The following is a 22,586-nucleotide window of genomic DNA, read 5'->3' as shown; positions in this document are numbered from 1 at the left end:
TAACCAGGATCGAATGATTTATGAGTCAAACGCCTTTACTGAGCATTGTGGCTGCCGTTTATAACGGCGAAAAATTCCTTGCGCAATTCTTTGAGTGCATTGAACAACAGCAGCTGGAAAGCTATGAGCTGATCCTGGTCAACGACGGTTCGACGGACGGTAGCCTGGCGGTTATCGACGAATGGAAAGCGCGCTTACCTCATATTATCGTGCTGGAACAGGAAAACCAGGGCGTCTCGGTCGCGCGTAATACCGGCCTGGCGGTGGCAACCGGCAAGTACCTGGCCTTCCCGGATATTGACGATAAGCTTTATCCCGGGATGTACCGTACGCTGCTGGAGATGGCCGAAAAGGGCCGCCTTGATGTCGCCACCTGTAACGGCCGCTACGTTTACGAAACCCGCAAAGATATCCACCCTATTCTTCCACCGGACCGTCTGCCGTCGACCGGCATCCTGCCAGGCCACGTCTGGCTTAAACAGGCGCTGGATTCGCGCAAGTTCCTGCACGTGACCTGGCTGAATATCTATCGCCGCGAATTTATCATGCAGCACAAGTTCCACTTCGAGCCCGGATTACGTCATCAGGACATTCCGTGGACCACCGAAGCGCTGCTGGCGGCTGAACGCGTGCAGTACACCAGCGAACAGTTCTACGATTACTATATTCACTCGGAATCGGTGTCGCACAAACCGGACAATGACGATACGTTGATGCGCTCGGCGCGCCACTACATGAAAATTCTGGAGATGCTGGAGGCCATCAACCAACGCTATCCTGATAAGGTGCGTCATATTTCCGCCTGCCGCTGGCAAATTGCCAAAGAGGGGCTGGGAATTATTCATACCTTTGATAGCATGAAAGATGAGTCAAAAAAGCATATTATCATTAAAGAATTCTTTGACCGCGGCATCTGGCGTCTGATCTGGAAAAATGCGCGTACCTTCCGTTTACGCTGGCGCCTTGGCCGACGCTATTTGCGCATTAAACGCTATCGCGACGCGACCTGACTCTGAATCCCGTTGTTTCCGCCAAAGAGATAGCTTTACGCGGGCTAAATGCTTAGAATTTGCCCGCTAAAACATAAATCGGATAAATCGCTTGGAATTGCTTTATACCACCCTACTCTATCTTATTCAGCCGCTGGTATGGCTGCGACTGCTGCTGCGCAGCCGTAAGGCCCCTGCCTACCGAAAGCGCTGGGCTGAACGTTATGGCTTCTGTCAGAACAAGGTAGCGCCGGATGGGATTCTGCTGCATTCCGTTTCCGTGGGTGAGACGCTTGCTGCTATCCCGCTCGTGCGCGCGCTGCGCCACCGCTACCCCTCGCTGCCTATCACCGTCACCACCATGACGCCGACCGGCTCAGAACGCGCCATGTCCGCCTTCGGCAAAGATGTTCATCATGTCTATCTGCCTTACGATTTGCCCTGCGCAATGAACCGCTTCCTCAACACGGTGCAACCGAAGCTGGTTATCGTGATGGAAACCGAGCTGTGGCCAAATATGGTCGCCGCGCTGCACAAACGTAAAATCCCGCTGGTCATCGCCAACGCCCGTCTGTCGGAGCGTTCCGCCAAAGGCTACGCGAAACTGGGGAAATTTATGCGTCGGCTGCTCAGTCGCATCACGCTGATTGCGGCGCAGAATGAAGAAGACGGCAATCGCTTTCTGGCTCTGGGCCTGAAGCGCAACCAGCTGGCGGTCACCGGCAGCCTCAAATTTGATATTTCCGTGACGCCAGAGCTGGCCGCGCGCGCAATTACCCTCCGCCGCCAGTGGGCGCCGCACCGCAAAGTCTGGATCGCCACCAGCACCCACGACGGTGAAGAACAAATTATCCTGCAGGCGCACAGGAAGCTGCTCGATACTTTCCCGGATCTGCTGTTGATTCTCGTCCCTCGTCACCCGGAGCGCTTCGCAGATGCACGAGAAATGGTGCAGAAAGCGGGGATGAGCTTCACGCTACGCAGCACCGGCGAAATCCCGTCGAACAGTACCCAGGTGGTGATCGGCGATACCATGGGCGAGCTGATGCTGCTGTACGGTATTGCCGACCTCGCCTTCGTCGGCGGCAGCCTGGTCGAACGCGGCGGTCACAACCCGCTGGAGCCGGCGGCACACGCCATCCCGGTACTGATGGGCCCGCACACGTTCAACTTCAAAGATATTTGCGCCAAGTTGCAGCAGGACGATGGCCTGATTACGGTCACCGACGTCAGTTCGCTGGTCACCCAGGTCTCCAATCTGCTCACCGATGAAGACTATCGTCTGTGGTACGGCCGCCACGCGGTAGAAGTGTTGCATCAAAACCAGGGCGCGCTCTCGCGTCTGCTACATTTACTGCAACCCTATCTGCCGCAGCGGAGCCACTAATGTCGACCCGACTGTCCGTCGTAATGATCGCCAAAAATGCGGCGGATCTGCTGGCTGATTGCCTGGCCTCGGTAGCGTGGGCCGATGAAATCGTGCTGCTGGACTCCGGCAGTAGCGATAACACCGTCGAACTGGCCCGTCGCCTCGGCGCAACGGTCTACATCAACAGCGACTGGCAAGGCTACGGTATTCAGCGTCAGCGCGCCCAGGACTACGCGACCGGCGACTATGTGTTGATGATTGATACCGATGAACGCGTGACGCCGGAGCTGGCCTGCTCACTTCGCCGTGTACTGGAGGCGCCCCAAAAAGGTGCCGTCTACAGCATCGCCCGGCGTAACTATTTCCTTGGCCGCTTTATGCGCCATAGCGGCTGGTATCCCGACCGCGTCATGCGTTTGTACGAACGCAGCCGTTTCCGCTATAACAATAATCTGGTGCACGAATCGCTCGATGCCAAAGGCGCGCAGGTTATCGAACTGTCGGGCGATTTACTGCATCTGACCTGCCGCGACTTCTCCGGCTTCCAGCAAAAGCAGCTGGCCTATGCCTCTGCCTGGGCACGGGAGCGCCACCAGAAGGGGAAGAAGACCTCTTTGGCGAGCATTTTCGGCCATACGCTGGGGGCTTTTGTGAAAACGCTGCTGCTACGCGGCGGCGTGCTGGATGGTAAACAGGGCTGGCTACTTGCCGTGGTCAACGCGCAGTATACGTTTAATAAATACACCGAGCTGTGGGCGCTGAGCCGCGGCTACTCAGAGAAAGTGTAATTATGAGCACAAAAGCGATCTATCCGGGCACCTTCGACCCCATTACCAACGGGCATATCGATATCGTCACGCGTGCCGCCAGCATGTTTGACAAGGTGCTGCTGGCCATTGCCGCCAGCCCGAGCAAAAAACCGATGTTCACCCTCGACGAGCGTATTGCGCTGGCGGAGCAGGCAACGGCGCATCTGGTCAACGTCGAGGTGGTTGGTTTCAGCGATCTGATGGCGAATTTTGCCCGCGCGCAGCAGGCGAATATCCTCATTCGCGGTTTACGTGCGGTGGCGGACTTCGAATATGAGATGCAGCTGGCACATATGAACCGCCACCTGATGCCAACCCTGGAAAGCGTCTTCCTGATGCCCTGCAAAGAGTGGTCGTTTATCTCTTCATCGCTGGTGAAGGAAGTGGCGCGCCACCAGGGCGATGTTTCCCACTTCCTGCCGGCCAACGTACACCAGGCGCTGCTGAAAAAGCTGTAATCTTGCGCCGTCCGGGCTACCCGCCAGCAATCGCGTGAACCCGTACCCGGCTGGCGAGGCGTCACCGGGATCGTGGCGACATCAGCACCTTACTTCTGACACTGGCGGCAATAAAATGTTGCCCGCTGAGCATGTTTGCTGGCTGTAATCGGCGTGCCGCAAACGCGACAAAGCTCGCCCTTGCGGCCATAAACCTGCAGCTCCTGGGCGAAGTAGCCCGGCTTGCCATCACTTTGCAGGAAATCCTTCAGCGTCGTGCCCCCCTGCTCAATCGAGCGTAGCAGCACCGCTTTAATCACTTTTACCAGCCGTTCACACTCTTCGCGTGAAAGCGAAGACGCCAGCCGATCGGGATGGATCCCGGCCGAAAACAGCGATTCGCTGGCGTAGATATTGCCGACCCCGACCACCAGTTTGTTATCCATCAGCCAGGGCTTAATAGCGGTTTTCTTTTTCGCGCACTTCTGCTGCAAATAGTCGGCATTAAAATCATCGCTCAAGGGCTCTGGGCCAAGATGTGCCAGCGCAGGATGCCCTTCCAGCGAGCGGGTCCACAGCCAGGCGCCAAAGCGGCGTGGGTCGGTGTAGCGCAGGACCTTGCCATTACTCATCACGAGGTCAACATGATCGTGCTTTTCTGCGGGCAGCTCTTCACTCAGAATTCGCAGACTTCCCGACATCCCAAGGTGGACGATAATCCAGCCGCCGGGCAGCTCGAGCAGCAGATATTTGGCACGGCGCTGCACGCTCAGCACCGGTATGTCGCTCAAACGATAGATTTCTTCACTGACCGGCCAGCGCAGACGCCCGTTGCGAATAACGGCGTGCAGAATGGTTGCGCCCACCAGGTATGGTTCGATGCCACGCCGGCTGGTTTCTACCTCAGGTAATTCAGGCATTCGTTTTCCTCCGTTAACCCAGAGTATTGTGCTGCAGCAACAGACGACAGGGAAGCAAATTCCCGGCAGGGTTTATCCGACGGGTTCTGCCGGACAAAAAACAAAAAACCCCGCCGGAGCGGGGTTTTCTTTACAAGGAAACTAAAATTATTTGATTTTAGCTTCTTTGTATAAAACGTGCTGACGGACAACTGGATCGAATTTTTTCAGTTCCAGTTTTTCCGGCTTAGTACGTTTGTTCTTCGTGGTGGTATAGAAGTGACCAGTACCAGCAGAAGAAACCAGCTTGATTTTCTCACGAATACCTTTAGCCATGATTTATTTCCTCTTAGTACTTAGTACTTTTCGCCACGGGCACGCAGTTCAGACAGAACTGTATCGATGCCTTTCTTATCAATAACACGCATACCTTTAGCAGATACACGCAGGGTGACAAAACGCTTTTCGCTCTCAACCCAGAAACGGTGAGAGTGCAGGTTCGGCAGGAAACGGCGTTTGGTCGCGTTCAGTGCGTGGGAACGGTTGTTACCGGTCACCGGACGCTTGCCAGTAACTTGGCAGACTCGGGACATGTCTATTCTCCAAAAATCAAATTAGCTCGAGCTTCGTATGGGGTATCGGCGCCTCGTCAGGCTTTACAGCCCGGTCATCGCAGTTCTAAGTGAACCATCGATTGCCAGGCCCAAATGCCAAACCCGAGATTCTCAAAGGTGGCGTAGTATACGCTGACTCGGCGATGTGCTCAAGTCCCGAACAGACAAAGATCCCGCTGGATCGCGTGATCGGGGCTAAATCCAGCCGCGTTCGGCAAAAGATACGTACGCACCGCGGCCGATTACAAGATGATCGAGTACTCGTATATCCATGAAACCACAACACTTTACCACACGTTCGGTCATCAGTCTGTCGGCCTTACTCGGCTCGGGACTACCGGACGGATGATTATGTGCAAGGATCACCGCAGCGGCGTTCACTTTGATGGCTTCGCGTACAATTTCTCGCGGATGCACCTCTACGTGGCTAAGAGTACCAGAAAAAAGCCGGCTATGTTTCAATACCCGGTTCTGATTATCTAAAAAGATCACGATGAAGATCTCCCGCTCTTCATCGGAGAGATGGCTTTGCAAAAACTCCAGCGTCATCATCGGCGTGACCAGAGAGGGCTCTTCAACCAGCCGCAGGCTAAAATAACGCCGCGCCAGCTCGGCCACTCCTTTTAGCTGGGCATATTTCGCCAGGCCAATCCCGTCGACCGTCTCAAACTGTGCTTTATTCGCTGACAGCAGGCCATACAGCGAACCAAAACGCTGTAACAGGTCATGCGAGTACGCCATGACATCTTTGTCCCGCGTCCCGGTGCGTAAAAACAGCGCCAGCAGCTCAACGTCCGACAACGTTTCAATGCCGTAAAGCCACATTTTTTCCCGTGGCATCAGGGGTTCCGGTGCATCCATAGGGCCTCTCCTTTCTCGTGCCCCTATCCTGGCACAGCCCGACGGTGCTGCCGACTGCCGTATCTACCTGTTGCGTAGCGCCTCGCAAAGTGAATGCCTGGCAGTCACGCGACGGCGACGGGATTGTGGTAATATGCGCGGATTCTGGTGTACTGCAACAGGAAAGAATCATGATGAGTCTGGCTGGTAAAAAGATCGTTCTTGGCGTGAGCGGCGGCATTGCTGCTTATAAAACGCCGGAACTGGTGCGCCGCCTGCGTGACCGTGGCGCGGATGTGCGTGTTGCCATGACGGAAGCCGCCAAAGCCTTCATTACGCCACTGAGCCTGCAGGCGGTGTCTGGCTATCCGGTCTCCGATAGTCTGCTCGATCCGGCAGCGGAAGCGGCGATGGGTCACATAGAGCTGGGCAAATGGGCGGACCTGGTTATCCTCGCCCCGGCAACCGCCGATCTGATTGCCCGCGTTGCGGCCGGTATGGCCAACGATCTGGTTTCTACTATCTGCCTCGCGACCCCCTCTCCGGTTGCCGTTGTCCCGGCGATGAATCAGCAAATGTACCGCGCAGCGGCCACGCAGCATAACCTCGAGGTACTCGCCTCACGCGGCCTGCTGCTCTGGGGGCCGGACAGCGGTAGCCAGGCCTGTGGCGACATTGGCCCTGGCCGCATGCTGGATCCGATGACGATTGTTGATTTAGCCGCTGCGCATTTTTCGCCTGTCAAAGATTTGCAACATCTCAACATCATGATTACCGCGGGCCCCACGCGTGAACCTCTGGATCCGGTGCGTTATATTACTAACCACAGCTCCGGCAAGATGGGGTTTGCCATTGCCGCCGCGGCCGCAAGCCGCGGGGCAAACGTCACGCTGGTGAGCGGGCCGGTTGCATTGCCGACGCCGCCGTTTGTACAGCGAATCGATGTAACGACCGCGCTGGAAATGGAAGCTGCGGTCCAGCAAAACGCCCAGCAGCAGCAGATTTTTATTGGTTGTGCCGCCGTAGCAGACTATCGTGCCGTCGCCATCGCTGAAGAAAAAATTAAAAAGCAAGGTGATGAACTCACCCTCAAAATGGTCAAAAATCCGGATATTGTTGCCGGGGTGGCGGCACTCGCGGCTAATCGGCCTTTTGTCGTAGGGTTTGCCGCCGAAACGAATAATGTGGAAGAATACGCGAAGCAAAAACGCGCGCGCAAAAATCTCGACCTGATTTGCGCTAACGATGTTTCGCAGCCTGATCAAGGCTTTAACAGCGACAGCAACGCATTACACCTTTTCTGGCAGGATGGAGATAAGCGCTTGCCACTTGAGCGTAAAGAACTCCTTGGCCAATTATTACTCGACGAGATCGTGACCCGTTATGATGAAAAAAATCGACGTTAAGATTCTGGACCCGCGCGTTGGCCAGCAATTTCCGCTGCCGACCTATGCCACCTCCGGCTCCGCCGGACTTGACCTGCGAGCCTGTCTCGACGACGCCGTAGAGCTGGCGCCGGGTGCAACCACGCTGTTGCCGACCGGTCTGGCTATTCATATCGCCGATCCCTCTCTGGCGGCGGTGATTTTGCCGCGCTCCGGGCTGGGCCATAAGCACGGCGTGGTTCTGGGCAACCTGGTTGGTCTTATCGACTCCGACTATCAGGGGCAGCTGATGGTTTCCGTCTGGAACCGCGGCCAGCAGAGCTTTACGATTGAACCTGGCGAGCGCATCGCTCAAATGGTCTTTGTACCCGTCGTACAGGCGGAATTTAACCTGGTGGAAGATTTTGACGCCACCGAACGTGGCGAAGGTGGCTTTGGTCACTCAGGGCGCGCATAAGCCCGACCACATCGAATCCGCATCCCAAAGTGCACTAATGCAATAACATCGCCGCAAACGACCGTTTGCGGTCACTTTGTGGATGTCTGCCTGACAAGTGCTTATTTTCAGGGGTATTTTAAAACATGGCAGAAAAACAAACTGCGAAAAGGAATCGTCGCGAAGAAATACTTCAGTCTCTGGCCCTGATGCTTGAATCCAGCGATGGAAGTCAGCGCATTACCACAGCGAAACTGGCGGCGTCTGTCGGGGTATCCGAAGCGGCGTTGTACCGCCATTTCCCCAGTAAAACCCGCATGTTCGATAGCCTGATCGAGTTTATCGAAGACAGTCTGATTACGCGCATCAATTTGATTTTAAAAGATGAAAAAGACACGTCGGCGCGCCTGCGTCTGATTGTGCTGCTGATTCTTGGGTTTGGTGAGCGTAATCCTGGGCTGACGCGAATTCTGACCGGCCATGCGCTGATGTTCGAACAGGATCGTCTCCAGGGGCGGATTAACCAGCTGTTTGAGCGTATCGAGGTTCAGCTGCGCCAGGTCATGCGTGAGAAGAAAATGCGGGAAGGTGAAGGTTACACCATCGATGAGGCGCTGCTGGCCAGCCAGCTGCTGGCATTTTGCGAAGGCATGCTGTCGCGTTTTGTTCGCAGCGAGTTTAAATATCGTCCGACGGATGATTTTGACGCCCGCTGGCCGCTGGTCGCCGCTCAGTTGCAGTAGCGGAAATCCCGGAGGCATATCGCCTCCGGGGCTTTCGACTTATACACCAAACTCTTCGCGGTAAGCACGTACCGTCGCCAGATGCTCAGCCATCTCCGGCTTCTCTTCCAGATAGGCAATCAGGTCTTTCAGCGTCACGATAGAAATCACTTTGCAGCCGTAGTCACGCTCGACCTCCTGAATCGCCGAGATTTCGCCGCGACCGCGCTCCTGACGGTCCAGAGAGATCAGCACGCCGGCCAGTTCCGCGCCGTGCGCCTGGATAATTTCCATCGACTCGCGAATCGCGGTACCTGCGGTAATGACATCATCAACCAGCATGACGCGCCCCTGCAGCGGGCTGCCGACCAGATTGCCCCCCTCACCGTGGGTTTTTGCTTCTTTGCGGTTAAAGCAGTAAGGCAAATCCAGGTCATGGTGCTCCGCCAGCGCAACCGCGGTAGTCGTCGCGATAGGAATCCCTTTATAAGCCGGCCCAAACAGCAGATCGAAATCAATTCCGGAATCGACCAGCGCTTCGGCGTAGAAACGGCCTAACAGTGCCAGATCGCGCCCGGTATTAAACAGGCCGGCGTTGAAGAAATAGGGGCTCTTACGCCCGGATTTCAGCGTAAATTCGCCAAACTTAAGTACCTGCTTGTTAAGCGCAAACTCAATAAACTGGCGCTGATACGGTTTCATGGATTCGCTCCTTATCTTACTTTTCATCATTTAGGTTTACGCCAAATTCTTCACGCGTCATCAGGCGGCACAGATACGTCGATAACGCTGTGAGCCGGTCGCGTGCGGCAGCCGAGAAAGGCCGCATGAAGAATAAAACGTAAAAAAAGGGCGACTCATCAGCCGCCCTTAAAATTAATTTTCTAATGCCGCTTTCTGCGTCGCGACAATGGATTCGATACCCCCGCGGGCCAGCGCCAGCAAGGTGAGTAGCTCTTCGTGGGTAAACGGCTCGCCTTCCGCGGTGCCCTGTACCTCAATGATGCGACCATCTTCGGTCATCACCACGTTCATATCGGTTTCCGCCGCTGAATCCTCGACATATTCCAGATCGCACAGCGCTTCGCCATTGACGATACCAACGGAAACCGCGGCGACCATCCCTTTCATTGGATTGCTTTTCAGCTTGCCGGCCGCCACCAGCTTATTCAGCGCATCGGCCAGCGCCACGCAGGCGCCGGTAATGGATGCGGTACGGGTGCCACCGTCAGCCTGCAAAACATCACAATCGAGAGTAATGGTGAATTCGCCCAACGCTTTCAGATCGACCGCCGCACGCAGCGCACGGGCAATCAGACGCTGGATTTCCATAGTACGGCCGCCCTGTTTCCCTTTCGCGGCTTCACGCGCGTTACGGGTATGCGTTGCACGCGGCAGCATGCCATATTCTGCCGTGATCCAACCCTGGCCCTGGCCTTTCAGGAAGCGCGGCACGCCTTCATCGATCGATGCGGTGCACAACACTTTAGTGTCACCAAATTCGACCAGCACGGAGCCTTCTGCGTGTATTGTATAGTTACGGGTCAGGGTGACGGGACGCACCTGATTAGCGCTACGACCTGCTGGACGCATAATGATCTCTCCGGCTTGAAACGAATGTGGCGCGCATTATACACAAAATCATGCGGGATGCATGAGGTGACGCGCCTCTGACGGCGTAGATAACTGGCGCTCAGGGCTGAGCGATGCCGCCAACAGAGGGGCTGCCAGAAGGATAACGTGTATATACGGATAATGCTCGCTTATTCCTATCCTGATAAGGCCCTGAAAGCTATAATCCACCTCACTCTCCTTTAAAAACAGGAACGTCTATGATCCGCAGTATGACCGCCTATGCCCGGCGTGAAATCAAGGGTGAATGGGGCAGCGCCGCATGGGAACTGCGCTCGGTAAACCAACGATATCTGGAAACTTATTTCCGTCTGCCGGAGCAGTTCCGTAGCCTGGAGCCTGTCGTGCGCGAGCGCATCCGTTCTCGCCTGACCCGTGGCAAAGTTGAATGTACCTTACGTTTTGATCAGGATCCCAGCGCCCAGGGCGAGCTGATTCTGAACGAAAGCCTTGCAAAACAGCTGGTCAATGCCGCCAACTGGGTCAAGATGCAGAGCGACGAAGGCGAAATCAACCCGGTTGATATTCTGCGCTGGCCTGGCGTAATGGCTGCTCAGGAACAGGATCTCGATGCGATTGCCGCCGATATTCTGTCGGCCCTGAACGGTGCGCTGGATGATTTTATCGTTGCCCGCGAGACCGAAGGTCAGGCGCTGAAAGCGCTTATTGAGCAGCGTCTGGAAGGCGTCACCGCCGAAGTCGCCAAAGTGCGCGCCCATATGCCGGAAATCTTACAGTGGCAGCGCGAGCGCCTGGTTTCCCGACTGGAAGATGCGGAAGTGCAGCTGGAAAACAACCGTCTCGAACAAGAGCTGGTGCTGATGGCGCAGCGTATCGACGTCGCCGAAGAGCTGGATCGTCTGGAAGCGCACGTAAAAGAGACCTGGAACATCCTGAAGAAGAAAGAAGCCGTTGGCCGCCGTCTTGACTTTATGATGCAGGAATTTAACCGCGAGTCGAACACGCTGGCATCGAAATCCATTAATGCCGAAGTGACCAATTCCGCCATCGAACTGAAAGTCCTGATCGAGCAAATGCGCGAGCAGATCCAGAACATCGAGTAATCTCTTTTGCTGGCTCCTCTTGTTGTGAGCCAGCATTACTTTTACTTATCTGTTTTTATCATCCGTCGATCAATACCTCCCTGCACCACTGCTCATAAAACACCTCTCACATTAGTTTTTCCTGGGGAAAGTGATTCACCTTAGAAAATCTCAATCGTGATCTTACGCACAAATCGCTAATCTGCCCGACATCATTGTGGGGGATTTATGCTGCTTCATATTCTGTATTTAATCGGTATTACTGCGGAAGCGATGACCGGCGCTCTGGCGGCCGGTCGCCGCCGGATGGACACTTTTGGAGTCATCATCATTGCTACCGCCACCGCGCTGGGCGGCGGCTCAGTCCGGGATATTCTGCTGGGCCACTACCCGCTGGGGTGGGTAAAACATCCGGAATACGTCATTATCGTCGCCGTCGCGGCAGTGTTAACGACTATTGCTGCGCCGGTCATGCCCCATCTACGCCGTCTGTTTCTGGTTCTGGATGCCCTGGGGCTGGTGGTGTTCTCAATTATCGGCGCGCAAATCGCGCTGGATATGGGAGAAGGACCGGTGATCGCCTCTATCGCCGCCGTGATTACCGGCGTATTTGGCGGCGTACTGCGGGACATGTTCTGCAAGCGCATTCCGCTGGTTTTCCAGAAGGAGCTGTATGCCGGCATCTCGTTTGCGGCCGCAATTCTCTATATTGCCCTGCAGCATTACGTCAGCAGCCACGACGTGGTGGTGATCTCCACCTTGCTGTTTGGCTTCACCGCTCGCATGCTGGCGCTGCGCTGGAAGCTGGGGCTGCCCGTCTTCCACTACAACCATAACGCCCACTGATCCTCTCAAAACCCGGGTATATGTTGCCCGCTGAGCCACTGCGCCAGCGCGGCAACATCCGGGTGCTGGAGAAAGGCAACCAGCTGCCTCGCTCTCCCTGCCCCCATGCCCGGCAGACGCTGCCACTGTTCTTCAGAACGTTCTCGTAGCTGCTGCCAGTTTTCCCTCGCCAGACCGGCAAGCGCCGCCCGGGGAATCGGTACGCCAATCGCCTGGACCCAGCGCAGAAAGGGCTGCTCGCGCGCCAGGTTAAACTGGTGCCAAAGCCGCTGCCCGCGCCCGGAGGTTATCCCCGGAATCCCCTGCAGCTGCGCTGGCGTCAATGCCAGCCACGAGAACAGATGCGCCAGCGGGCGCGCATGTTGCACCGTGCGCCATACTGATTCACCCACGCCATCAAGATTCAGAACCGGTTTTGACGATAACCAGATAAGCCTTGAGAGAAACTGCGCATCACACCCCGGCGTGGTGAAATAGCAGGTCAACGGGGTAAACCGTTCCGGGGGAGGCTGCGGTTTCGTACGCTGCGCCGATCGCCATACTACGCTGTCGAGGCGCGGAATGCCCTGGCCCGCCAGACTGATTTGCAGCTGATCGCCGAGGCCAATATCCAGGCGCTTCCAGCGAGAAAGCGAGCCAATACTGACTTGCTTAACCCGTTTGTCGTCAAGGCGCTGCGGCTCCAGCAGAGCGACGACGGAAATTTTGCCGCTGCGCCCGACCCGAAAGCGAATGCCGCGCACTTCCATTAACCGCGATGCCGGCGGATATTTCCACGCAACGACCCACTCACCCTGTCCTGGCGACCACAATCGCCCGCCGGGTTCGTGGCCGCGGCGCACGACCACGCCGTCGGTAGTAAAAGGCAGAGGCGAGGTTAACCAGCGCTCTCGCCACCGTGCCACCTGCCGCGCATCAGTAACGGGCTGCGTAAAAGAGGCGCTGTGGAGAAATCCACTCTTGCGCAACAGAGCCAGACGCTGGCGCATGTCCTGAGGGCCATCTGGCCATGCCCAGATAAAGATCCCCAGTTCCGCAAGCTGCGCCGGGGTATCGAGGCGCATCAGAGTACCGGCCACTTTCGCCCGGGCATTCATTCCCCCCATTTGCTTCTGCACATGCCCGTCGCGCTGCAGGAAAATCTCTCCCTGCAGCACGCTGTTCGCCAGCTCGCCCTCCGTCATCTTCGGCACGGCCGGAATCAGCCTCACCCTGGCGGTCCAATCCTCCCCGGCTCGACCATCGCCACGGCTAATGGCCTGTGCCAGCCGCCCGTGGCGATACACTAGCGTCACGGCGACACCGTCCACTTTCGGCTGCACCCAGAGATCCGTTTTATCGCGCATCCACCGCGCAACATCCGATTTATCGGCCAGTTTACGCACGCCGGTATGGGCAACCGGATGCCTGACCTCTCCGGTAGCGGGCGGCACATCATCGTTATCCGCAGGCGATAGCAGCGAAAAACAGCGCCGCCACTGCATAAGTCGCGCCGAAAGCTGGTCGTATACTTCATCACTGACCCCACTGCTCCCCTGTCGCCAGTACGCATTGTTCCAGGCCGTCACCTGTTGATTGAGACGATGTACCTCCTGCCGGGCCTGTGCCGGCGGCCATTCAGGACAGGTAGCCTGTCCGTATCCAGCCACCGCCCACGCGCCAATCATCCAGATCCATTTATGCATGACTCCACCTCCTGTTTACCCGCAAACATTCTGCAGGAGAGCGGTTTTATTCGGCGACGAGGGATTTATCACGCTGCGATCGGACATCCAGACTTTGTTTGCCTGCTGCGCAATACACGGCGAAATCAGGGAAACGGCTGGCAAAATGAAAGAAACAGAAGCAAAAAGTGTGACAGGGACTGCGTCACGGTGCGGCGCCGTGTATAATAGGCTCGTATGTAGTATCTCTTTCGACAATCACATACAAAAGACTCTCATGGCTCAAGGCACGCTTTATATTGTTTCCGCCCCAAGTGGCGCGGGTAAATCCAGCCTGATTCAGGCTTTATTGAAAACCCAACCGCTGTACGACACCCAGGTCTCTGTTTCACATACCACGCGCGCGCCGCGTCCGGGTGAAGTGCACGGCGAACACTATTTCTTCGTTAATCACGACGATTTCAGGGCGATGATTAGCAGAGACGCATTTCTTGAGCACGCGGAAGTTTTTGGCAACTATTACGGCACCTCGCGCGAAACCATCGAGCAGGTACTGGCAACCGGCGTCGACGTCTTCCTGGATATCGACTGGCAGGGCGCTCAGCAAATCCGTCAAAAAATGGCTGGCGCGCGCAGCATCTTTATTCTGCCGCCGTCAAAAGATGAGCTTGACCGTCGCCTGCGTGGCCGCGGCCAGGACAGCGAAGAGGTGATCGCAAAACGTATGGCTCAGGCTGTTGCAGAAATGAGTCATTACGCGGAATATGATTACCTTATTGTGAATGATGATTTTGATACCGCCCTGAGCGATCTGAAAAACATTATTCGCGCCGAACGTCTGCGCATGAGCCGCCAAAAGCAGCGACATGGCGCTTTAATCACCAAACTGTTGGCAGACTGAACCCACATTCAGTATCATGCCCAGTCATTTCTTCATCTGTGGAGCATTTTAAGTATGGCACGCGTAACTGTTCAGGACGCTGTAGAGAAAATTGGTAACCGTTTTGACCTGGTACTGGTCGCCGCGCGTCGCGCTCGTCAGATGCAGGTTGGCGGAAAAGATCCGCTGGTACCGGAAGAAAACGATAAAACTACCGTTATTGCACTGCGCGAAATCGAAGAAGGTCTGATCAACAATCAGATCCTCGACGTCCGCGATCGTCAAGAGCAGCAAGAGCAGGAAGCCGCTGAATTACAAGCCGTTACCGCTATTGCCGAAGGCCGTCGTTAATCACGCAGTGGGTAGCCCTTGTATCTGTTTGAAAGCCTGAATCAGCTGATTCAAAATTACCTGCCGGAAGAGCAAATCAAGCGTCTTCGGCAGGCATATCTCGTTGCACGTGACGCTCACGAGGGCCAGACACGTTCAAGCGGTGAACCTTATATCACGCACCCGGTAGCGGTAGCCTGCATTCTGGCCGAGATGAAACTCGACCATGAAACGCTGATGGCTGCGCTACTGCATGACGTGATTGAAGATACCCCTGCCACCTACCAGGATATGGAGCAGCTCTTTGGCAAAAGCGTTGCTGAGCTGGTAGAGGGGGTATCGAAACTTGATAAACTCAAGTTCCGCGATAAGAAAGAGGCGCAGGCCGAAAACTTTCGCAAAATGATTATGGCGATGGTGCAGGATATCCGCGTCATCCTGATCAAACTTGCCGACCGCACGCACAACATGCGCACCCTGGGCTCACTCCGCCCGGATAAACGCCGCCGCATTGCCCGCGAAACGCTGGAGATCTACAGCCCGCTGGCCCACCGTTTAGGTATCCACCACATCAAAACCGAGCTCGAAGAGCTGGGCTTTGAAGCGCTGTATCCCAACCGCTATCGCGTCATCAAAGAAGTCGTCAAAGCAGCGCGCGGCAACCGTAAAGAGATGATTCAAAAGATCCTCTCTGAAATCGAAGGGCGTTTACAGGAAGCGGGAATCCCCTGTCGCGTCAGCGGTCGCGAGAAGCATCTGTACTCCATCTACTGCAAAATGGTGCTGAAAGAGCAGCGTTTTCACTCGATTATGGATATCTACGCCTTCCGCGTGATTGTGCATGATGCTGACACCTGCTACCGCGTGCTTGGCCAGATGCATAGCCTTTACAAGCCTCGTCCTGGCAGGATGAAAGATTACATCGCCATTCCCAAGGCGAACGGCTATCAATCTTTGCACACCTCGATGATCGGCCCTCACGGCGTCCCGGTTGAAGTACAAATTCGTACCGAAGACATGGACCAGATGGCAGAAATGGGGGTTGCGGCGCACTGGGCCTATAAAGAGCACGGCGGCGAAAGCAGCACCACCGCACAAATCCGCGCCCAGCGCTGGATGCAGAGCCTGCTGGAGCTGCAGCAAAGCGCAGGCAGCTCGTTTGAATTTATCGAGAGCGTCAAATCCGATCTGTTCCCGGATGAGATTTACGTTTTCACCCCGGAAGGGCGCATTGTCGAACTCCCCGCTGGCGCCACGCCGGTGGACTTCGCCTACGCGGTACATACCGATATCGGCCATGCCTGCGTTGGCGCACGCGTCGACCGCCAGCCGTATCCATTGTCCCAGTCGCTTTCCAGCGGCCAGACGGTGGAAATCATCACCGCACCGGGCGCACGTCCGAATGCCGCGTGGCTGAACTTTGTCGTCAGCTCAAAAGCGCGCGCCAAAATTCGCCAGCTGTTGAAAAACCTTAAGCGCGATGACTCCGTCAGCCTGGGTCGCCGTCTGCTCAACCACGCCCTCGGCGGCAGCCGTAAACTGGCTGAAATCCCGCAGGAGAGCATTCAGCGTGAGCTGGAACGCATGAAGCTGGCCAGCCTTGACGATCTGCTGGCGGAAATTGGCCTCGGCAACGCAATGAGCGTGGTGGTAGCCAAAAACCTGCAACAGGGCGAAACCGTCACCGCACCGGCGCAAGGCGCCTCTTCAGGCCATGGTCATCTGCCGATTAAAGGCGCTGACGGCGTTCTGATTACCTTTGCGAAGTGCTGCCGTCCGATTCCCGGCGACCCGATTATCGCCCATGTCAGCCCTGGCAAAGGCCTGGTCATTCACCATGAGTCCTGCCGTAACATTCGTGGCTATCAGAAAGAGCCAGAGAAGTTTATGGCCGTCGAGTGGGATAAAGAGACCGCGCAGGAATTTATCACCGAAATTAAGGTGGATATGTTTAACCACCAGGGTGCACTGGCGAACCTCACCGCGGCCATTAATACCGCCTCTTCTAATATTCAGAGTCTGAATACCGAAGAAAAAGATGGTCGCGTGTACAGCGCGTTTATCCGCCTGACGGCGCGCGATCGCGTACATCTGGCGAATATTATGCGCAAAATTCGCGTTATGCCGGATGTAATAAAAGTCACCCGTAACCGAAACTAGCCTTGCGCACAAAATCATTCGCGTTTTGCACCGCACGGGCACCGGCCCCGAAGGGGCGGGCGGTCAGCCGGATCGCGCGGCGAGCGAATGAATTACCCGACCCGTACAGGAGTACGTAACCGGGGGTAATGAGTACGGCTAACGCCGAGGCAATTTGAAGGATGAAGTGTTTATGAATCCACAGCGTTATGCGCGTATCTGCGAGATGCTCGCCAGGCGCCAGCCTGACCTGACGGTCTGCATGGAGCAGGTCCATAAACCTCATAACGTCTCTGCGGTGATTCGTACCGCAGACGCCGTTGGCGTACATGAAGTCCACGCCATCTGGCCCAGCAGCCGCATGCGCACGATGGCCTCAGCCGCCGCCGGCAGCAATAGCTGGGTGCAGGTTAAAACCCACCGCTCAATTGACGATGCCGTCAGCCATTTAAAGGGCCAGGGCATGCAGATCCTGGCCACTCACCTCTCTGACAAAGCCGTCGATTTCCGTGAAATCGACTATACCCGTCCTACCTGCATCCTGATGGGGCAGGAAAAAACCGGCATTACCCGGCAAGCTCTGGCGCTGGCCGATCGGGACATCATCATTCCGATGACTGGCATGGTGCAGTCGCTGAATGTCTCCGTCGCCTCGGCTCTGATTCTGTATGAAGCCCAGCGCCAGCGGCAAAATGCGGGGATGTATAAGCGTGAGAACAGCATGCTGCCGGAAGAAGAACAGCAGCGCCTGCTATTTGAAGGCGGGTATCCGGTACTGGCCAGAGTGGCAAAACAAAAAGGTCTGCCTTACCCCTACGTGAATGCGCAGGGCGAAGTCGAAGCCGATGACGCGTGGTGGGCAACCATGCAGGCTTCCGGTACCGCTCACGGTAGCAGGCGCGACAATCGTGCCAAAGCAGGCCAGACAAGATGCAGTCTGAAGGATGAAGGGTAAATGGCCGGTCGCCTGTTAGATGCCGTCCCGCTCAATTCGCTCACCGGCGTTGGAGCGGCGCAAAGCAACAAACTGGCGAAAATCGGCCTGCATACCGTGCAGGATCTCCTTCTGCACCTGCCGCTACGCTATGAAGACCGCACCCATCTTTATCAGATAGGCGAGCTGCTACCGGGCGTTTACGCCACCGTTGAAGGTGAAGTTCTCAGCAGCAACATCACCTTCGGCGGCCGCCGAATGATGACCTGCCAGATCAGCGACGGTTCCGGTATTCTCACCATGCGCTTTTTCAACTTCAACGCCGCCATGAAAAACAGCCTGGCGACCGGCCGGCGCGTGCTGGCCTATGGAGAAGCCAAACGGGGGAAATACGGGGCGGAGATGATTCACCCGGAATACCGCGTGCAGGGTGACATGAGCACCCCCGATCTCCAGGAAACGCTGACGCCGGTTTATCCCACCACCGAAGGCATCAAGCAGGCGACGTTGCGCAAGCTCACCGATCAGGCGCTGGAATTACTGGATACCTGTGCCATCGCCGAGCTGTTGCCGCCCGAACTGGCGCAGGGAATGATGAGCCTGCCGGAGGCGCTACGCACATTACACCGTCCGCCGCCGTCGCTGCAGCTCAGTGACCTGGAAAGCGGTAAGCATCCGGCGCAACAGCGCTTAATTCTGGAAGAACTGCTGGCGCATAACCTGAGCATGCTGGCGCTACGCGCCGGCGCCCAGCGTTATCATGCCCTGGCACTCGGTGCGAACGACACATTCAAAAACCAGCTGCTGGCCTCCCTGCCCTTTAAGCCAACCGGCGCACAACAGCGAGTCACCGCCGAAATTGAACGCGATATGGCGCTTGATGTGCCGATGATGCGTCTGGTACAGGGCGACGTCGGCTCCGGTAAAACGCTGGTTGCCGCCCTCGCAGCGCTGCGGGCGATCGCTCACGGCAAACAGGTAGCGCTGATGGCGCCGACCGAACTGCTGGCGGAACAACACGCCAATAACTTCCGCCAGTGGTTCGCGCCTCTGGGCATCGAAGTAGGCTGGCTGGCCGGCAAACAGAAAGGGAAAGCCCGCCAGGCGCAGCAGGAGGCCATCGCCAGCGGCCAGGTACAGATGATCGTCGGCACTCACGCCATTTTTCAGGAACAGGTGCAGTTCAACGGTCTGGCGCTGGTCATTATTGATGAGCAGCACCGCTTCGGCGTTCACCAGCGTCTGGCGCTGTGGGAAAAAGGCCAGCAGCAGGGCTTCCATCCCCATCAGCTGATCATGACCGCTACCCCGATTCCACGAACCCTGGCGATGACGGCTTATGCCGATCTTGATACCTCGGTTATCGACGAACTGCCGCCGGGCCGGACGCCGGTCACCACGGTCGCCATCCCCGATACTCGTCGCCACGATATTATTGATAGGGTTCGCAACGCCTGTACTCAGGAAGGGCGTCAGGCCTACTGGGTCTGCACCCTGATTGAAGAGTCCGATCTGCTGGAAGCGCAGGCGGCAGAGGCGACATGGGAAGAGCTTAAGCTCGCGCTGCCGGAGCTGAATATCGGCCTCGTACATGGCCGGATGAAACCGGCAGATAAACAGGCGGTTATGCAGGCCTTCAAGCAGGGCGAACTGCACCTGCTGATCGCAACCACGGTTATTGAGGTTGGGGTCGACGTACCGAATGCCAGCCTGATGATTATCGAAAACCCGGAACGTCTGGGGCTGGCGCAGCTGCATCAGCTCAGAGGACGCGTCGGGCGCGGCGCGGTCGCCTCCCACTGCGTGCTACTCTATAAATCACCGCTGTCAAAAACGGCGCAGAAACGCCTGCAGGTTCTGCGCGACAGCAACGACGGTTTCGTTATTGCCCAGAAAGACCTGGAAATCCGCGGCCCCGGCGAGCTGCTCGGCACCCGACAAACCGGCACCGCCGAGTTTAAAGTCGCCGATCTGCTGCGCGATCAGGCCATGATCCCTGACGTTCAGCGCATTGCTCGCCATATTCACGAACGTTATTCTCAGCAGGCCCAGGCGCTTATTGAACGCTGGATGCCGGAAACCGAACGCTATTCCAACGCCTAGCGTCGACTCTGTCCCGCAGGGCCAGACCAGGACGCTTCGCGCAATTTATCTTCACAACGAGTGGATTATGAAACGAGAACTGGCCATCGAATTTTCGCGTGTCACCGAGGCTGCCGCGCTGGCGGGCTATAAATGGCTGGGCCGCGGCGATAAAAATACCGCCGACGGCGCCGCCGTCAATGCCATGCGCATTATGCTCAACCTGATTAATATCGACGGTACCATCGTCATTGGCGAAGGTGAAATCGATGAAGCGCCGATGCTGTATATCGGTGAGAAGGTCGGCACCGGCAACGGCGATGCGGTGGATATCGCCGTTGACCCTATCGAAGGGACGCGCATGACGGCCATGGGCCAGGCCAATGCGCTGGCGGTGATGGCGGTCGGCGATAAAGGCTGCTTCCTGAACGCGCCGGATATGTACATGGAAAAACTGATTGTCGGCCCAGGGGCAAAAGGGGCGATTGACCTCAATCTGCCGCTGGCGGAGAACCTGCGTAATGTCGCCGCGGCGCTGAATAAACCGCTGGCCGAGCTGACCGTCACCATTCTGGCCAAACCGCGTCACGACGCGGTGATTGCCGAACTCCAGCAGTCGGGCGTTCGCGTCTTCGCCATTCCGGATGGCGACGTAGCGGCGTCGATTCTGACCTGCATGCCGGACAGCGAAGTAGACGTCCTGTACGGCATCGGCGGCGCGCCGGAAGGGGTAGTTTCTGCCGCAGTGATCCGCGCTCTGGACGGCGACATGCAGGGTCGCCTGCTGGCTCGTCACGATGTAAAAGGCGATACCGCAGAAAACCGTCGTATCGGCGAGAACGAACTGGCGCGCTGCAAAGAGATGGGCATCGAAGCAGGCAAAGTGCTGCGCCTGGACGAAATGGCCCGCAGCGATAATGTGGTGTTCTCCGCAACCGGGATCACCAAAGGCGATCTGCTGGATGGCATTACCCGTAAGGGCAATATGGCCACCACCGAAACGCTGCTGATCCGCGGTAAATCCCGTACGATTCGCCGCATTCAGTCCATTCATTATCTCGACCGTAAAGACCCGGATATTCAGCTGCATATTCTGTAAGCCTCCGATCGCGCGTATGGATTGCACGCTGGCGCCAGGCCCAGGGACGGGCCGAAAACGGCTGCCGCCAACGCACAGGCAATTGAAGTATGACGAGAATATTTGATCAATAGAGCTTTTCGGCGCCGTCAGGCTGGAAATCTTTGCCGCGTGCAACGAAGATAAGGCAACGCTTTGCGCAACGGGAGAAGATGATGGCGGACTGGGTTAACGGTAAAGTAAAAAAAATAGAGTTCTGGACCGATACGCTGTTCAGTTTGTACGTCCACGCGCCGGTTCACCCGTTTACCGCCGGGCAATTTACCAAGCTCGGGCTGGAAATTGACGGGGAGCGCGTTCAGCGCGCCTATTCCTACGTTAACGCACCGGGCAATCCCGATCTGGAGTTCTATCTGGTCACCGTCCCGGACGGTAAGCTCAGCCCACGCCTTGCGGCGCTCAAACCGGGCGATGACGTTCAGCTGGTCAGCGAGGCCGCGGGATTCTTCGTTCTGGAAGAGGTGCCTGACTGCGAGACCTTATGGATGCTGGCGACCGGCACCGCGCTCGGCCCGTATCTGTCAATTCTGCAGGAAGGTAAAGACCTTGAGCGCTTCAAAAATCTGGTGCTGGTCCACGCCGTGCGCTATGAGGCCGATTTAAGCTACCTGCCGCTGATGCGCGAATTAGCACAGCGCTATGGCGGCAAGCTGCGGATTCAGACCGTCGTGAGCCGTGAAACCGCCGCCGGTTCGCTGACCGGACGGATTCCGTTTCTTATCGACACCGGCGCCCTGGAAGAGGCCGTTGGCCTGCCGATGAACGCCGATAATAGCCACGTGATGCTGTGTGGAAACCCGCAGATGGTGCGTGATACCCAGCAGCTGTTGAAAGAAACCCGACAGATGACGAAACATTTACGCCGCCGGCCGGGCCACATGACCGCCGAGCAATACTGGTAATCAGGGCTCCGCCTTCCAGCGAACATCCTGCGTATCTTTACCAAATTTATTCTCGCCCTGGGTACCGACAAACGCGCCCAGGTCGATGAACATCATGACGATAATCAGCGTCGGCACAAACCGCCCGACAACCCATTGCCAGACGCCAGGCAGCACCGACCAGTTCCCCGCCAGCAGCATCCACGCCAGAATCATCAGCAGCGCCCAGATCCCCGATTTACCGCGATCGTGCAGGCGTTTGATCGTCACCGCCGCCGTCGGCCACAGCAGGCACACCAGGATAAACGCAGCGGTCTGCACATTGAGCAAATTGGTGCCGGCCAGGGTAAAGAGCACGCTCATGGCAAGAACCCAGATGGCCATCCAGATCCAGAAGTCACGGCGCCCGATACGCCCCTTAATTGAGAACATCCACTGCTGTAGGGTCATGTTTTATTCCTTATCATCATCATTCGCGTAGTTTACCCTGAAGCCGTCACTTTTTGACAAGCGCGAC

General features: G+C 56.6%; 24 protein-coding genes. 16 read left to right on the top strand and 8 right to left on the bottom strand.

Annotated elements, in window-relative coordinates; all coding sequences use genetic code 11:
* The first annotated feature begins 20 nt into the window (after window positions 1-20).
* From ROR01S_RS16325 to coaD, 4 genes are all read left to right on the top strand, one after another.
* Window positions 21-1,010 carry a glycosyltransferase gene (locus ROR01S_RS16325; RefSeq protein ID WP_004868941.1) on the top strand — a complete coding sequence of 330 codons (990 nt, stop codon included), beginning with the start codon at window positions 21-23 and terminating at the stop codon, window positions 1,008-1,010.
* 91 nt (window positions 1,011-1,101) lie between these two features.
* Window positions 1,102-2,376, top strand: coding sequence for a lipid IV(A) 3-deoxy-D-manno-octulosonic acid transferase (gene waaA, locus ROR01S_RS16320; RefSeq protein WP_004868944.1), 1,275 nt, complete (start codon window positions 1,102-1,104; stop codon window positions 2,374-2,376).
* Entirely contained in the window at window positions 2,376-3,146 is a 771-nt protein-coding gene (locus ROR01S_RS16315) for a glycosyltransferase family 2 protein (protein ID WP_004868946.1), read from the top strand. Before waaA ends, ROR01S_RS16315 begins: the two co-directional genes overlap by 1 nt.
* 2 nt (window positions 3,147-3,148) lie before the next feature.
* Window positions 3,149-3,625 (top strand): pantetheine-phosphate adenylyltransferase, encoded by a 477-nt coding sequence (gene coaD / locus ROR01S_RS16310; protein WP_004868947.1) that lies wholly within the window; start codon window positions 3,149-3,151, stop codon window positions 3,623-3,625.
* An 89-nt stretch (window positions 3,626-3,714) separates the two neighbouring features.
* Here the strand turns inward: coaD and mutM are convergent, their stop codons facing one another.
* From mutM to radC, 4 genes are all read right to left on the bottom strand, one after another.
* The gene (gene mutM / locus ROR01S_RS16305) at window positions 3,715-4,524 is read right to left on the bottom strand and encodes a bifunctional DNA-formamidopyrimidine glycosylase/DNA-(apurinic or apyrimidinic site) lyase (protein WP_004868948.1); all 810 of its coding nucleotides are present in this window, start codon (window positions 4,522-4,524) and stop codon (window positions 3,715-3,717) included.
* A 147-nt stretch (window positions 4,525-4,671) separates the two neighbouring features.
* Window positions 4,672-4,839 (bottom strand): 50S ribosomal protein L33, encoded by a 168-nt coding sequence (gene rpmG, locus ROR01S_RS16300; protein ID WP_003024094.1) that lies wholly within the window; start codon window positions 4,837-4,839, stop codon window positions 4,672-4,674.
* Window positions 4,840-4,859: 20 nt separating this feature from the next.
* Window positions 4,860-5,096 carry a 50S ribosomal protein L28 gene (gene rpmB, locus ROR01S_RS16295; protein WP_002436699.1) on the bottom strand — a complete coding sequence of 79 codons (237 nt, stop codon included), beginning with the start codon at window positions 5,094-5,096 and terminating at the stop codon, window positions 4,860-4,862.
* Between the two features lie 216 nt (window positions 5,097-5,312).
* Window positions 5,313-5,978, bottom strand: coding sequence for a RadC family protein (radC, locus tag ROR01S_RS16290; protein WP_004868949.1), 666 nt, complete (start codon window positions 5,976-5,978; stop codon window positions 5,313-5,315).
* Between the two features lie 173 nt (window positions 5,979-6,151).
* On the opposite strand from radC, the gene coaBC reads away from it, so the two are divergent.
* The 3 genes from coaBC (at window position 6,152) to slmA (ending at window position 8,521) form a co-directional block, all read left to right on the top strand.
* Window positions 6,152-7,363: a bifunctional phosphopantothenoylcysteine decarboxylase/phosphopantothenate--cysteine ligase CoaBC gene (coaBC, locus tag ROR01S_RS16285; protein WP_032718458.1), complete on the top strand. Its 1,212-nt coding sequence runs from the start codon at window positions 6,152-6,154 to the stop codon at window positions 7,361-7,363.
* Entirely contained in the window at window positions 7,341-7,799 is a 459-nt protein-coding gene (dut, locus tag ROR01S_RS16280) for a dUTP diphosphatase (RefSeq protein ID WP_004868951.1), read from the top strand. Before coaBC ends, dut begins: the two co-directional genes overlap by 23 nt.
* Before the next feature lie 125 nt (window positions 7,800-7,924).
* Complete coding sequence (slmA, locus tag ROR01S_RS16275) at window positions 7,925-8,521, top strand: nucleoid occlusion factor SlmA (protein WP_004868952.1); 597 nt, start codon at window positions 7,925-7,927, stop codon at window positions 8,519-8,521.
* 39 nt (window positions 8,522-8,560) lie between these two features.
* Here slmA and pyrE read toward each other — a convergent pair whose 3' ends face one another.
* Both pyrE and rph read right to left on the bottom strand, forming a co-directional pair.
* Window positions 8,561-9,202 (bottom strand): orotate phosphoribosyltransferase, encoded by a 642-nt coding sequence (gene pyrE, locus ROR01S_RS16270; protein WP_004868953.1) that lies wholly within the window; start codon window positions 9,200-9,202, stop codon window positions 8,561-8,563.
* Between the two features lie 174 nt (window positions 9,203-9,376).
* On the bottom strand, window positions 9,377-10,093 hold the full coding sequence (gene rph / locus ROR01S_RS16265; RefSeq protein WP_004868954.1) for a ribonuclease PH: 717 nt from the start codon (window positions 10,091-10,093) through the stop codon (window positions 9,377-9,379).
* A 239-nt stretch (window positions 10,094-10,332) separates the two neighbouring features.
* Here rph and ROR01S_RS16260 point away from each other — a divergent pair, with 239 nt between their 5' ends.
* Both ROR01S_RS16260 and ROR01S_RS16255 read left to right on the top strand, forming a co-directional pair.
* Window positions 10,333-11,196 carry a YicC/YloC family endoribonuclease gene (locus ROR01S_RS16260; RefSeq protein ID WP_004868955.1) on the top strand — a complete coding sequence of 288 codons (864 nt, stop codon included), beginning with the start codon at window positions 10,333-10,335 and terminating at the stop codon, window positions 11,194-11,196.
* Between the two features lie 207 nt (window positions 11,197-11,403).
* Window positions 11,404-12,021: a trimeric intracellular cation channel family protein gene (locus ROR01S_RS16255; RefSeq protein WP_004868959.1), complete on the top strand. Its 618-nt coding sequence runs from the start codon at window positions 11,404-11,406 to the stop codon at window positions 12,019-12,021.
* A gap of 5 nt (window positions 12,022-12,026) precedes the next feature.
* Here the strand turns inward: ROR01S_RS16255 and ligB are convergent, their stop codons facing one another.
* Window positions 12,027-13,706, bottom strand: coding sequence for an NAD-dependent DNA ligase LigB (gene ligB, locus ROR01S_RS16250; RefSeq protein ID WP_032718403.1), 1,680 nt, complete (start codon window positions 13,704-13,706; stop codon window positions 12,027-12,029).
* A gap of 256 nt (window positions 13,707-13,962) precedes the next feature.
* Between ligB and gmk the strand changes: the two genes are divergently transcribed.
* The 7 genes from gmk to fpr all read left to right on the top strand — a co-directional run bounded on the left by gmk (window position 13,963) and on the right by fpr (window position 22,090).
* Window positions 13,963-14,586, top strand: a complete 624-nt coding sequence (gene gmk, locus ROR01S_RS16245) for a guanylate kinase (RefSeq protein WP_004868963.1) — start codon at window positions 13,963-13,965, stop codon at window positions 14,584-14,586.
* A 54-nt stretch (window positions 14,587-14,640) separates the two neighbouring features.
* Window positions 14,641-14,916 (top strand): DNA-directed RNA polymerase subunit omega, encoded by a 276-nt coding sequence (gene rpoZ, locus ROR01S_RS16240; RefSeq protein WP_004868966.1) that lies wholly within the window; start codon window positions 14,641-14,643, stop codon window positions 14,914-14,916.
* Window positions 14,917-14,934: 18 nt separating this feature from the next.
* Window positions 14,935-17,055, top strand: a complete 2,121-nt coding sequence (spoT, locus tag ROR01S_RS16235) for a bifunctional GTP diphosphokinase/guanosine-3',5'-bis pyrophosphate 3'-pyrophosphohydrolase (protein WP_004868967.1) — start codon at window positions 14,935-14,937, stop codon at window positions 17,053-17,055.
* A 172-nt stretch (window positions 17,056-17,227) separates the two neighbouring features.
* Window positions 17,228-17,989: a tRNA (guanosine(18)-2'-O)-methyltransferase TrmH gene (gene trmH, locus ROR01S_RS16230; protein ID WP_004868970.1), complete on the top strand. Its 762-nt coding sequence runs from the start codon at window positions 17,228-17,230 to the stop codon at window positions 17,987-17,989.
* Window positions 17,990-20,071 (top strand): ATP-dependent DNA helicase RecG, encoded by a 2,082-nt coding sequence (gene recG / locus ROR01S_RS16225; protein WP_004868972.1) that lies wholly within the window; start codon window positions 17,990-17,992, stop codon window positions 20,069-20,071.
* A 67-nt stretch (window positions 20,072-20,138) separates the two neighbouring features.
* Complete coding sequence (gene glpX / locus ROR01S_RS16220; RefSeq protein ID WP_004868975.1) at window positions 20,139-21,149, top strand: class II fructose-bisphosphatase; 1,011 nt, start codon at window positions 20,139-20,141, stop codon at window positions 21,147-21,149.
* A gap of 194 nt (window positions 21,150-21,343) precedes the next feature.
* On the top strand, window positions 21,344-22,090 hold the full coding sequence (gene fpr, locus ROR01S_RS16215) for a ferredoxin--NADP(+) reductase (protein ID WP_004868977.1): 747 nt from the start codon (window positions 21,344-21,346) through the stop codon (window positions 22,088-22,090).
* Here the strand turns inward: fpr and ROR01S_RS16210 are convergent, their stop codons facing one another.
* Window positions 22,091-22,519, bottom strand: a complete 429-nt coding sequence (locus tag ROR01S_RS16210; RefSeq protein ID WP_004868978.1) for a DUF805 domain-containing protein — start codon at window positions 22,517-22,519, stop codon at window positions 22,091-22,093.
* Window positions 22,520-22,586 lie beyond the last annotated feature (67 nt).

Origin of the sequence: Klebsiella ornithinolytica NBRC 105727 = ATCC 31898, from assembly GCF_001598295.1 — a bacterium.
GTDB classification, from domain to species: Bacteria; Pseudomonadota; Gammaproteobacteria; order Enterobacterales; family Enterobacteriaceae; genus Klebsiella; species Klebsiella ornithinolytica.
Note: the sequence above shows the minus strand (reverse complement) of the source record. Positions and strands in the feature narration are given on the sequence as shown.